Genomic DNA, 13237 nt, shown 5'->3' on the forward strand with positions numbered 1-13237 from the left:
TTAATGGATTTTTCTCTTCTCCTACAAAAGTAGTAAAAATTTCATTTGAACTTGCTACCTCAGTTGGATTTATCGTATTTCAATTTCGATATAATAATAAATAGGTATATCAGATATAGCTGTACATTATTAGAATTACATTCATTACTCAACTGGTAGTTACCAAGAAAGAAAGGAATGATCATAATGATACAGAACATATACGAGACTCATTTACATGTAAGAAATTTAGAAAAAGCGATAAATTTCTATCAAAACAAGCTAGGATTAACGTTAGCAAGAAAACTCTCCAAAAGAAGAGTGGCTTTCTTTTGGGTCGGAGAAAATAAAAAACAAATGCTTGGACTATGGGAAGTAAATAATATCGAAGACTTTGAGCTGAAACATTTTGCTTTTGGTGTAAATTTAGAGTTTTTAATGACTTCTAAAGCGTGGTTAGAGGAGCGTGGAATAGAAGTGATAGGAAGTCAAGGAAAAGGAAATCAAGAGCCAATTGTCCAAAGGTGGATGCCCGCTGCAAGTGTATACTTTCTAGATTGTGATAGAAATAAATTAGAATTCATTTCTATGTTACATGACAATCCAGATGAATTAGAATATGCATCCTATTTAAGTGTATGGAATGCGGAACACCAAGAAAAATGAATGAAATTTCCGTTCAAGTCTTTTCTAATTTTTTAGATATACTGTTGTACGATCCCCCTTTTGCTATTAATTTTCGTCGGATTTATGAACAGTTATCGTAATAGAAAATTCATGATAACTCCACTTGTTAACATAATGCATTTATTGTCATCTTGCATTTGTACTTACGTACGAGCAATTCCTAATCTGCTTCAATTATAATTTGAATCATTTAATTTTTCTTCTTATCTGGCATCTACTTTTGAAACAAAAACTCCCCTTAAATCGAAAATGATTAAGGGGAATTTTATATACGATGCAATTATAGTTCAGATTTCACCCGAACAGAAACATTATTTTTAATTATATTTTTGACATCTTTAAAGCTAACAAAATTGTTACTTTTCTCATCCCAAAGACGGAAACGGAGTGAACGCAAGCTTGTAGCAAGCGTAATCGTTGGTACATTTTTTAAAGGAAGGGTATTGTTGTGTGCCTCTTCTAGTTTATAGTTAGGTACTCTTGGACTTAAATGGTGAACATGATGAAATCCAATATTACCCGTTAGAAATTGCAAAATTTTTGGAAGTTTATAAAAAGAACTTCCCTCCACTGCCGCTTTCACATATTCCCACTCTTTATCTTCTTCAAAATAAGAATCCTCGAATGTGTGCTGTACGTAAAACAGCCAAATCCCTATTGAACCTGCTATTAAAAATATAGAACCATGTACTAAAAGAAACGATTGCCATCCAATTGCCCAGCAAAGCATCCCTATAATAGCAACGATTAAAATATTCGTTAAATAAGTGTTCATACGTTCTTTTTTTCTAGCACCTTTTCGGTTAAATCTATTTTTAAGCAAGAAAACATAAATCGGGCCTAACCCAAACATAACGAATGGATTGCGATATAAACGATATGCTAAACGGAGTCTAAATGGTGCTGCTACATATTCATCTACTGTAAGCGTCCAAATATCCCCTGTACCCCTCTTATCCAAATTACCACTCGTAGCGTGGTGAATAGAATGCTCATGCCCCCACTGATCAAATGGGAATAATGTTAAAACACCCATACACGTTCCAACTATTCTATTTGCACGTCGACTTTTAAAGAATGAATAATGGGTACAATCATGAAAAATAATGAAAATCCTTGTCATAAATCCAGCGGCTAACAGTGCTGGAACTAATGTTAACCAATAAGAAACTGACAAACTTTTATAAGCAAGGTACCATAAAATAATAAATGGCACGATTGTGTTAATCAGTTGCCAAACACTTTTTTTAATCGTTGATTTTTCAAAAGGAGCAACTTGTTTTTTTAAATTTTTAGTATTTTCTAAGGTCATTGTTCTAATTCCTTTCCTTTTTGTTGCTAATTCATATTATAGCACACTATTAGTATCAGGTGTTAAAAGTAGCTATAATAAATATTTTATACTATGAAAATCTCTTTTTTCTTACTCATTACTTACAAATTTCTTACGTCCAAAATAGCTTCTATAATTGGACAGACGGAACATTTTATGTATCAAAGAAACTTCGTATTTTTCCAATAAGTACATAAAAAACAGCGAGTTTTTTCACAAGAAGAAAAAAGCTGCAATCAGTCAGTTTCACCGACTTATCGCAGCTTCTCTTCTTTTTACCTTATTTTATCGATGAAGCCAAACTGCACCTGCAGACTTGTCTTCAGCTTGGCCTACCACTTCAAACTTCAGTCCTAGCTTCGGTAACTTACGTCCTGCATCAGGAATAACGCTGTTGATGTATTGCTTAGAATCATCAAATTTTGCCACTCCTGGTAATCCTTTATAATCGAAGATACCGCGTGTTGGTGAATTTACTTTCCATGCTGGCGTTTGATCAAATGAGAATGCCGCATCGGCAATTTGATAACGTGTACTGCTCTTCACAGTAGGTTGTCCGTTTAATGTCCCTACAATTGCCTCTGGATGAGAATCTACTACTCCTAAGAACCCTTCACCTGGATGAACGCCTACCCAGTTATCTGTAAAGCTTTGATCCGCATACCATACAACCATTCCTGTATTAAACACTGGGCCACGTGCATGTTGTAACGCAGTGTCAGACCCAGCGTAATTTCTCCACTCTACATAGTAATTATGTTTTTTCTGTTCAAATCCATTAGACACAGTAAAGCCTTTTAGCGTCATTGCTGGCTGACCTTCTGCATCATCAGAGAAAACAACTTTTCCATCTACAGTTAAGGCTGCATTATCTAACGCAAATCCTTTATAAGCTACTGCAATATCTGTTAAGTACTCAAATTGCAGTTTTACTTTTTTTCCTTTGAATTGGCTTAAATCGTATGATTTATCAACCCACTTACCATCAGTTGTATCCGCGCCGCCTTTTATATCTTTTTCGCCCATTCTATCAATGCGTGTCTTCGTTCCATCTTCTGCAATCGCATATACGTCAAGGAAATCATACTTCGCTTCAAGTTCGTAAAATGCCTTATAATCGAACTTAGCATCCTTTGCATTTGTTAAGTCAAATACTGGTGTCTCAAGTGTTGTATGAATGTCATTTCCTTTTGTACTGTAATAGAACTTCTTACCAAACGCTGATTCGATATTTTTTATATCTTTGTCCGGCAAGTTAACACGAACAATTCCAGGTCGTTTAGATTTTGTAGTACTTTGATCTACATATGTTGCAACACCGATTCCTTTGCTAAGTTTGTCATAATCTACTTCAAGAATATTCGCCCAGTTCCCCTTCATATTCTTTTGGAAAAACTCTTTATTTTGTGGCGAGAAACTCGTTGGCTCTGTTCCTGCAATTTTTCCAGCCCAGCTACCACCACTCATAATAGACCATGACTCAACAGGTTCACCTTGTCCTGAGTACTTTGTATCATATTCATCTGGTAAGCCTAAATCATGGCCATACTCATGTGCAAACACACCAACTGCTCCGTCTTCAGGCTCGATTGTATAATCATATGCAGCCATCTTTCCGCCCCAGTTCGAAACAGAAGATTTCGTGCCATCAATTGCATATGGTTTTGAACCTAGTTTTGAACGATGTGACCAAATCGCATCATCTTTCAATTTACCGCCGCCAGCTTCTTGACCAACGCCAGCATGTACAACCATTAAATGATCAATAATGCCATCTGGCTCATTTTTATTTCCATCACCATCTTGATCGTATTGATCAAATTGGTCATAGTCTGCTAAATTGATTCCTTTTGCTACCGCTGCTTTTAATGCTTCTTTCACAAAATCTTTTGGTCCTAAAGGCCCCTTGTTATCATGCCCAGTACCCGCATCAGCACCATAATCTGATGCTTTTCCTGGAACAGTAAGCCATTCTGTTACAGTCCCATCAACTGTATAGCTACCACCAGATTGTTCTTCATAATATTGCTTAAATGTGTTAATTTTCGATCCATCAAATAAAGTAAATGGTTCATCACCAAATAACATTTTTTGATAATGTTCACGATTAAAGTCCTTAGAATACATGTATCCTGGCTCTTGATCAATATTGTTATGCTTAAAATCGCTAAATTCTACAAGTAAAACAAGTACTTTATCTTTTCGAACAGCTCCATTGTATTCTTCTTGCTTCGCTGATGTAGTAGGTACTTTTCCATTTAATTTCCCAGGGTTCAATGCTGCACCTTGTCCAGCTACTGGGCCTACTTCAGGCTGCTGCGCCTGTTCATTTTCCCTCATTTTTGCATCTTTTACTTTTTTCATAAAGTCAGAGGCTTCTTGCGTAAGACTATCTCCTGTTAAGATTTCTTTCCCAGGGTTTTCCCCTTTCTTTTTCTCAACATATTTTTCGACAGCCTTTGAAGTCTCAGCTTGTGATGCAGATTGATCAATTACCCCTCGTTGTTTTAGCGCTTCAGCCAAACGCTCCTCCGGTATTAAGTGCTCATCTATTGGTAGAGATGATGTTGGTGTCTCAGCATACGCTGCGTGACCTCCAAAAGCAAACGTACTACTTAGTACTGCTGCTGTTGTTAATACCGCTAATGGTTTTAATTTCTTTTTCTTTTTCAATGTATTTCCTCCCCAGTGTCTGCAAATTATCGTTTTTTGCCGATAACAACATAATATTCGTTATAATACGAATATTCAATCTTTTTCAACAAATAAAATGTTGAGAAATATTTTTTTATGCAGGGTGAAATACATAAGATATAAAAACAAACAGACTCTCCTATAAATAACAGTGAACTTTTATATGTTCTTAGTTACAATCAAAATCCAGTAAATCTGGGATTCATACTTTTTTAATAAAAATAAGAATTAAATATTTTCTATACTATTTAATCTATGGATTACCATATTACTCACTATTCTCATTATTACAAGCTAATAGTGGTTCGTACATCATTATAGCGTGATTCTCTGTTACATATTGATCTTCTATTAACTGTTTCTGTTGATTATATACTTTACGTTGAATCACATTATGTCGTATATAACCGCCCCAGTATGCCGGTTGAATTGAGTGTTCTTTCTCATACACTTCATATTGATAAAGTTGCGGATAGACTGTTCTCCATTCACCAACTAAATGTTCATCTGTCATATAAAGGTGAAGTTGATACGGTTGGTCCGTTTCATTTTTAATTTGTAAATCCAAATAGTTATAGGAACAAGTCGCCCCACTCCCAAACGGTTGAGTTCGCCTAGAGTCAGGAAAGACATCAAAGCTATGACGATATCGTTCTGTTACTGTCAGTGGTGTATGTAAAGTCATCCAATATATTAAATTCGAAAGCTGACAAAGACCTCCTCCAATACCTGTTTGAAAAGATCCGTAATGTAATACCATACCTTCTACATACCCTTTTTTCCTCGTTGGCTTACCTATTAAACGCCAGTAAGAAAATGTTTCTCCCGGTCTAATGACGATACCATTTAGTTTTTTAACAGCAATTTTCAAATTAACAACCTTATTCTGTTGATACCACATATCTACATCTTTGAGCTTACGAAGTAATATCGTTCGGTGCTGAATTGCTGTACAAGGTAGCTTTTCTTGTTGGAACCTTTTTGCATATGTTTTTCCATCTGCCAACCACTGAATGTACCTCTTTGTAGAGTAATACCACTTCCCTAGCATAATGCGATACTTAGACCGCTGTTTAGGACGTAAGTGCACTATATTCATTTTATTCCCTCTCTCTTTCTTCAAGTAAATTCTAATATATTTCTAATCCAATAAACTACAGTTTTCTTAGCTGCATAATAATTTCCGCAAAAAAATAATAAATTTACTCTAGTGGAGATTTTATTTTGATGATTGCTTTATAATTATATAAAACTGAGCTTCAATACAATAAATTGAAATAAACATATTATAAATATAACGGATAACCTTAAATAAAAAATAATGAACATTAAAGAAATTCTAAAGTATTAATATATTTTTCGTAAATATTAATTGATAACACATTAGACTTTACTATATGTATAACTTCTTATTCTACAAAATGAAATTTTTTAATGTAAGAAAAAATATAATTTCCCTTTAACATTTATACAAGTCTCATATGGAAAACTTTACAAAACAATTCGAACACTTACATTTAGAATAAACACAAAAAATTGCCACCAGTTAGCTTAACTGGTTGGCAATTTTTTAACGAGAATGCTTTACAAATAGTTGAATTGCTTCTTCTGGTACATAGCACTTTCCATTACTCTCTACAATAATACTTCTTAATTCATACCCTTTACCATTGATACGAATTATATTTTTGTTACCAAATAATTGTGCTTCTACTTTATTATGTTTTACTACGAGTAACGGGTTTGCTCCTTCGATTTTGTCGGCTGTTACAGTTGCACCGATTTTCTTAAAGGCTTGTTCACTCTCTAAAAATATTTTATTCGTTACTTCTTCTAAGTTAAAGCCCATCGCTTTCGCCATCGTCTTCGCAATGTCTGTATTTTGGATTAAGCCTTCTGGTTTTTGAGGTCCATAAGAATGTAAGAATACATCCTCACCTGTATGTCCTCCTGTCGTAAAGCCGATATTTGCACGATTAGCCAACAATGTAGTAAGAATTCGTCCTACATCCATTTTCTTTTTTGCCACTTTTAATTTTTCTTTTTCATCATGAGTTAGATTATCCAAACCGTATAGTTTAGCTACATCTTCTACATTTGATAAATCAGATTTCAGTTTATTTATAGTTCCTTCAAGTGTCATTTTCGCCTTTTTCAATGGATCAATGTATGCAGAAACCGGTGTAGTATTGTATCCTTTTGTCGTATTCCTATTCCCTATAGAGATGCCGCTGTTACCATGATCAGTTAAAGCGATGAGCATCGTATCCCCATCTTTCTTCGCAAATTGTAACGCCTTTGCTACCGCTTCATCAAATGCCAATACATCACTAATCATCCCAATTGGATCATTAGCATGAGCTGCCCAATCAGGCTTACTACCTTCTACGAATAAAAAGAAGCCATCTTTATCTTTTGATAATGTTTGAATTGCTTTTTCTGTCATTTGAGAAAGTGTTGGTTGTTCTGGATTTGTTGCTATACGATCCATATCAAACGCAAGAGCATGATGTGAGAAAGAGCCCCAAATTTTATTAGATTTGGAGTTCAATAACGCATCTTTCGTTTCAACGAAATCGTATCCTTTGTCTTGAATCACCTTTACTAAATTTTCACCATCTTTTCGGATTCCATTACTTTTCATAGGTAACAGCGCCGCTTTTCCCCCGCCTAATACGACATCTATATTTTGATATACTTGCTGCTTCGCAATTACGTCAAAATGTTTGCGATTGACATGGTGAGCGGAGAATCCGGCCGGAGTAGCATGCTGAATTTCAGATGTAGCAACAATGCCAGTTGCACGACCAGTACATTTTGCGCCTTCTAATACGTTTGCGACCGGCCGTAACTTTTCTTCTTCTTTTATTGGCTGTAAGCTAGGCGAACTTACAATAGAAGGTAATACACCTACATATCCTGAATTCGATTTATTTCCAGTTGCTAAAGCTGTTGCTGCTGGCGCTGAGTCTGTAATAGCTGATTCCGCCGAAAACGTACGAACACCTCCTGTTACAATTTGATCTAACGTAAGCGGTGCCCCTTTATACCAGCGAGCCAATGTTGTCGCCGTTGAACTCGTTCCGTCCATAACCATCATAATTATATTTTTAGGCTGGTGTTCTACTTTTTTCACCTTAGCTTTGGCCGCATGATAATTCATCATACTTTCCATACTTAATACGCTTACTATTATAGCTCCCACCAATAGTAACTTTTTCATCTTCACACCATAATTCAACATGATTGTTCCTCCATAAACTTTGCATTCATTTCAATACACCTTATTTCCTTTTCCATACCAAAACCTACATATGTTTTATTAGTTCCCAATTCTCATAAAGCTAACAATAGTTACTTTCTCTTTCTTTAATTAAATATCGATATGTATCATTTATCTTATAAAAAAGATTTAACATCCTTTTCATTAATTACTTGTTTAACAATAAATCCTCGATTAAAAGGAATAAAGATTTATTGTTAAACAATAAATTTCATGTTAAATTAATAAGATATTAAATAAATGAGGTGCTTTTTATGAAACAAGGATCCACACTCTTTTTAAAGACCGTTGTAATTCTGATCGGAATCCCCGTTCTTGCTATGTGCATTTTTTTAGTCCCTAAAATAGGAAATTTTGCCGCAGAATTATATCCAGATATTGCATATATTAAATATCTTGTATTTATCAATTTATACGCAACAGCAATACCTTATTACTTCGCACTGTACCAAACATTTAAGCTTTTAAACTATATTGATAAAAATAACGCATTCTCAGAGCTATCTGTTCAAGCTTTAAAAAATATTAAGTACAGCGCATTGGCAATTAGTGTATTATATGTATTAGGTATGCCACTTTTCTATCTCGTGGCAGAGAGAGATGACGCCCCTGGCATTATTATTATCGGAATGATTATGATTTTTGCTTCAATGGTAATCGCGGTCTTTGCTGCCGTTCTCCAAAGACTATTAAAAGATGCTATAGATATAAAATCAGAAAATGATTTAACGGTCTGAGGTGAATAATATGGCAATTATTATTAATATTGATGTAATGTTAGCAAAAAGAAAAATGAGTGTCACAGAACTTTCGGAGAAGGTTGGAATTACAATGGCTAACCTTTCTATCTTGAAAAATGGAAAAGCAAAAGCAGTCCGTTTTTCAACTTTAGAAGCAATATGTAAAGCATTAGAATGCCAACCGGGTGATATTTTAGAATATCAACCTGAAGATACCGAGTAAAAAGAGTCCTTCATATGAGTAATGGGTTCAGTGTAGGAAGAGAAAAATGCTAATAGCCATTAGAAATAACAAAATAAAACGCTCAGAAGATATTCTGAGCGTTTTTATTTCCTTCTTCAACTAAAGCACCAGTTAGTGTAAAAAGCTATTTCACCATTTGCATGGCTAACTTATCTTTTAACATTGACCTATATGAGTCAATTTCATATTTTGTATTATTGATTTTTTCTTTTTTCATTTTTAACATATCGAATATTTCTAATTCTAAATTCCTTCTAGCTTCAAGAACTTTTATCGCTCCTTCTACACCTGAATGGTTATGTTCTTTCCCATAGCCTTGGTTAGTGTAATAGTCAATAATTCCTGTGGACCATTCTGGAGTTCTTTCTTTTAACGCCTTCCTAAATGAAAATTCAAGATTATCTTGTTCTACATACAATAACATTGGATTTAAATTCTCTATGATTTTTGCAACTTTCATTACATAATTTATTATTTTTTCTTTTTGTTCACCATATTTAATCATCCCAATAGTTAATGGATTTTGTATGAAACAACATTCAAAGATATAAACCTTATTGTCTTCTAGAGCAATTTCAGCAAAGTCATTCCATTTGTCAACAATTAATTCAACATTTTTATCAAATGGTAATTCATATATATCATTTTTTAAAATAACGTTAAATAATTCGTCCGAAAACTGGTCACCAAACTCATTTTTTATCTTTCTGTATGGTAATAAATAATTGCTTCCTTTTTTTAGCACTTTCTTAAGGAGCACTTCTTTAAAACCTCCACTGTTAGATAATAATCTATCGAACTCAAATTTATTAAAACAAGATACACCATCATAGTCGGCTGGGTGGTTCAAATTTCCCTCTAAAAATAGTTCAACTTCAATTTTATTTTGGATTAGAATTTCATTTATTAGCTTTGCAGTGGTTGATTTTCCAAATCCAGGTAACCCTTCTACTATTATTAGTTTTGTATTCATAGTTATAAACCCCTATCTTCAAAGTATTTAACTAAGATTAAAAAAATCACTTACTCCACTGCAATCACCCCTTCAAAATATGATATTTACCATTTCCTTTGAAAAAACCTTCTTAAAGTAACCTGACTGTTAGTTTAAGAACATTTTTTCATAATCTCTACAACTATTTTAACATAAATTTTCCATTTATCTTTTTATTTAGAACACTATTTAACTATATAAAAGTGCTTAAACACTATAATAACAATAAAAAAAGGGTGCTAAATCATATGTGATTTACATCCCTAATTTGTGTGTTATTTTATATTTTCTCTCCCGTAACTGAACCCGATATCATACGAGAAGGACTCTTTTTATTACACATTACGGCGCAAAACTAATTTGACCAGTAAACAATAGGATAATTGCTATGATCCAAAATATAAAAAATGATGAGGACAGTATTAATGAAAGAATAGCAATTCCCTTCTTCTCTGTTCTTTTCGTCATTGTGATTATTGAAAGCATGATACCTACACCTGTCAGGGCAATTGTAATATAATCTCCAACTATATTACCTGCATTGGCTATCCTTGTTGGCGTTATAAAAACGAATAGAAAACACAAAATGCCGATGAGTAAAGATACATAACTTATTATACTATACTTCTTTTTAGGAACTATTTCAGTTTTCATACTAACCCCACCCCTTCTATATAGCTATGAGTTCATATTAACATGAATAACCATAATTTGGTTAAAACAAACTGGCCACTTCCTTATTAAAGATGGACGATTATCCTTTAACCTCTAGTAATTATTATATACAGAAAATAAAGTGAAACTTTAATCAGTGGAGGTTTTGTTCACCCTCCACTGATTATTAGTTGAAGCAATCAGGCTGCCCGTTATTGCGGAATAAAATGAAAGAGTTCTAAAAAATAAAGACTGTACCTTTAAAATGAAAGATTCAGTCTTTATTAATAACTTTTTTTATAAAGAAAACTCTCTATCACTCACTATCTTAAAAAACTCCGAGTAATGTGATAAAGAATAATCCGCTACATCACAATCACCTTGAAACATACATGTTGAAATACCTAATTCTTTTGCAGGTAATAAATCTAATTCTCTATCTCCAATAGCTAAATCAATATTATGTTTTTTATGTAAATGATTATAAGCTAAAGAGTTGGGCTTTCGGGGAAAGCCATCGTCAATTGTAACCATATCTACAAAGTATTTTTCCCAGTCGTAATATTTTAAAATGTTCATAACCCCTGCCCTATGTTTATGGGTCATAATCACATTTTTATCTGCAAATTTCAAAACCTCTTCGACACCTGCAAAAGGTTTCATATCTTTTGGCGTGAATTTCTCCTTCAAAACTTTAATTTTTTCTTCCTGCTCGCATGAAATATTATAATACTGAATTGCATGAGAGTATTATATTTTTAAGTTTTTGTATATTTCTTGTTTTTCTACTGAGTCACCTAATATTTCAGAAAGCATCATTGTATATGCAGGATACGTATCAAATAACGTCCCATCAAAATCCCATAAAATATTCATTCTATTCACCTTCTATTTTCAAATCATTCAATGACTAAATCCGCCCTATCCCTCGGCAATTCCGTTTCTAAGTAATAATCCTCTGCTTTCCAATACCTATTTTCAAATTTTGAAAGGTTTTTCTGTGTCTCCTCACTCTCACGTAGAAACCTTGTCTCTCTTGGACAGTCCAAATAGACCATATAATGAAAGAAATCTCTCCATTCTTTTCGCTGCAGAAAAACTCCTTCAATAACAATTACCCCTACAATAGGAATCTGTACTTTTTCCATTTCACATATATCTGTTTCTTCATGAAAGAAAGGTAATTTCAATTTTGTTTCATGTTGTAGCTTTTGAAAAAATTTCTGCCTTAGCCATTCAATGTCCCATTGTAAATAATAATACTCGTACCATTCTTCATATCCAGTATGATATCGTTTATTACGCTCCACTATGTGATCATCAATATGGAAAATATGAAACGGAATGCCTTCTTGTTTCATATTTTCTTTTAAATTGGTTACGAATGTTGTTTTTCCAGATCGGCTTAAACCATCTATACCTAAAATGAATCTATTTTCCCTATGCTTCTTCATAATCGTTATAAGTTCGTTTGTGCTCATTACTTCTTCCACTCTTCTTTTAATAAAGAATATAAAATAGTATCATGAGCAACTCCATTTTGAATCATATGTTTTCGAAGTAATCCTTCTTCTTGAAATCCTGCTTTTATTAACAATTTTTGAGAAGATTTATTTTCTACATATACAACCGCTGCGATTCTTATTAGTTGCAGCATTTCAAATCCGTAAGCTAAAATCGCTTGTAATGCTTCCGATGCATATCCTTGTCCCCAATATGTATCATCTAATTCATAACCAATTTCAGCTCGTTTATGATTATTATTAATTAAATGAAATCCGCACGTTCCGATTAATTGGCCCGTCCCTTTTTTCTCGATTCCCCAGCGAAATACACTGCCCTCTTCATAACGATTTTTAAACGTTTGAATCGTTGTTTTCGCTTGCTCAATATTTTCAAAAGAATCCATTCCGAAATAACGTATAACTGATTCTTTCGAAAAATATTGGAACATCGTTTCTGCATCTAATAGTGTAAGTTCTCTTAATCGTAAACGTTCTGTTTCTAGTTTCGGAAATCCCATCTCTCTTTCTCCCTCTATTCTAATGAACTGCAAATTTCAATATAATTTCCATCTGGATCAGCAATGTAGGCAATTGTTTGCCCCCACGGTTTTACAATTGGTTCAACTAAAACCTTAATACCTTGTCCTCTAAATTGCTCAATCGTTTCTAATACATTCTCAACAACGAATCCTAATTCGAAATGAGAAGACTGTAATTTACCTTCTGTAAGCGGTAGTCCTGTTAATTCTTTCACATCTTGCCGCGTATTCATCGCTAAAATGGTAGTTCCAGTATTAAATTCAATATATGTACCGTGCTCTGCTTTTATAGGTAACTGTAAAATATCTTTATAGAATTTTAAACATTCCTCAAACTTTTCTACATATAAAATGATGTACTTCATTTTCAAATCCATTTTACATCCCCCTTTGTATCTATCCCTAAAATTTCGACAAAAGTCTCACAAAAACCTTGTTCCTTGTAGTAATGAGCAAAAAAAATGAGGCCGATTTCTCGGCCCCCCAGCTTATTGGCATAAAACAGGAGATTTGGTTTGGACATAACCAGTTCGTACTTTTATTATATTTTATTTTTTCTGAATTTTAAATACATTAAACACCTAT

Annotated in this window: 12 protein-coding genes and 1 pseudogene; 3 read left to right on the forward strand and 10 right to left on the reverse strand. The window is 33.6% G+C overall.

Annotated elements, in window-relative coordinates; all coding sequences use genetic code 11:
- Positions 1-186 precede the first annotated feature (186 nt).
- Positions 187-645 (forward strand): VOC family protein, encoded by a 459-nt coding sequence (locus EBQ15_RS07525; protein ID WP_000615638.1) that lies wholly within the window; start codon positions 187-189, stop codon positions 643-645.
- 301 nt (positions 646-946) lie between these two features.
- On the opposite strand, the gene desA is transcribed toward EBQ15_RS07525, so the two are convergent.
- From desA to EBQ15_RS07545, 4 genes are all read right to left on the reverse strand, one after another.
- The gene (gene desA / locus EBQ15_RS07530; protein ID WP_000171497.1) at positions 947-1978 is read right to left on the reverse strand and encodes a Delta(5) desaturase DesA; all 1032 of its coding nucleotides are present in this window, start codon (positions 1976-1978) and stop codon (positions 947-949) included.
- Positions 1979-2284: 306 nt separating this feature from the next.
- Positions 2285-4672, reverse strand: a complete 2388-nt coding sequence (locus tag EBQ15_RS07535; RefSeq protein ID WP_000727448.1) for an immune inhibitor A domain-containing protein — start codon at positions 4670-4672, stop codon at positions 2285-2287.
- A gap of 289 nt (positions 4673-4961) precedes the next feature.
- The gene (locus EBQ15_RS07540; RefSeq protein ID WP_001028242.1) at positions 4962-5792 is read right to left on the reverse strand and encodes a VanW family protein; all 831 of its coding nucleotides are present in this window, start codon (positions 5790-5792) and stop codon (positions 4962-4964) included.
- Between the two features lie 471 nt (positions 5793-6263).
- Positions 6264-7937 (reverse strand): alkaline phosphatase, encoded by a 1674-nt coding sequence (locus EBQ15_RS07545; RefSeq protein WP_000935920.1) that lies wholly within the window; start codon positions 7935-7937, stop codon positions 6264-6266.
- A 293-nt stretch (positions 7938-8230) separates the two neighbouring features.
- Between EBQ15_RS07545 and EBQ15_RS07550 the strand changes: the two genes are divergently transcribed.
- Both EBQ15_RS07550 and EBQ15_RS07555 read left to right on the forward strand, forming a co-directional pair.
- The gene (locus EBQ15_RS07550) at positions 8231-8713 is read left to right on the forward strand and encodes a DUF2975 domain-containing protein (RefSeq protein WP_000809118.1); all 483 of its coding nucleotides are present in this window, start codon (positions 8231-8233) and stop codon (positions 8711-8713) included.
- A 10-nt stretch (positions 8714-8723) separates the two neighbouring features.
- Entirely contained in the window at positions 8724-8939 is a 216-nt protein-coding gene (locus EBQ15_RS07555) for a helix-turn-helix domain-containing protein (protein ID WP_000974619.1), read from the forward strand.
- Between the two features lie 145 nt (positions 8940-9084).
- Here the strand turns inward: EBQ15_RS07555 and EBQ15_RS07560 are convergent, their stop codons facing one another.
- The 6 genes and pseudogenes from EBQ15_RS07560 to EBQ15_RS07585 form a co-directional block, all read right to left on the reverse strand.
- Positions 9085-9933 carry a P-loop NTPase family protein gene (locus EBQ15_RS07560; protein ID WP_001093183.1) on the reverse strand — a complete coding sequence of 283 codons (849 nt, stop codon included), beginning with the start codon at positions 9931-9933 and terminating at the stop codon, positions 9085-9087.
- Positions 9934-10296: 363 nt separating this feature from the next.
- Positions 10297-10608, reverse strand: a complete 312-nt coding sequence (locus EBQ15_RS07565; protein WP_000845560.1) for a hypothetical protein — start codon at positions 10606-10608, stop codon at positions 10297-10299.
- 297 nt (positions 10609-10905) lie between these two features.
- Positions 10906-11484: pseudogene (locus EBQ15_RS07570) on the reverse strand (HAD-IA family hydrolase).
- A gap of 23 nt (positions 11485-11507) precedes the next feature.
- Positions 11508-12089: a kinase gene (locus EBQ15_RS07575; RefSeq protein WP_000106120.1), complete on the reverse strand. Its 582-nt coding sequence runs from the start codon at positions 12087-12089 to the stop codon at positions 11508-11510.
- A complete protein-coding gene (locus tag EBQ15_RS07580) occupies positions 12089-12631 on the reverse strand; it encodes a GNAT family N-acetyltransferase (RefSeq protein ID WP_000506678.1) in 543 nt (180 codons plus the stop codon). Before EBQ15_RS07580 ends, EBQ15_RS07575 begins: the two co-directional genes overlap by 1 nt.
- Positions 12632-12645: 14 nt before the next feature.
- Positions 12646-13029: a VOC family protein gene (locus tag EBQ15_RS07585; RefSeq protein ID WP_000364503.1), complete on the reverse strand. Its 384-nt coding sequence runs from the start codon at positions 13027-13029 to the stop codon at positions 12646-12648.
- Between the last annotated feature and the right edge of the window lie 208 nt (positions 13030-13237).

The sequence above is a fragment of the Bacillus sp. 2D03 genome (assembly GCF_003946765.1).
GTDB lineage: Bacteria > Bacillota > Bacilli > Bacillales > Bacillaceae_G > Bacillus_A > Bacillus_A cereus.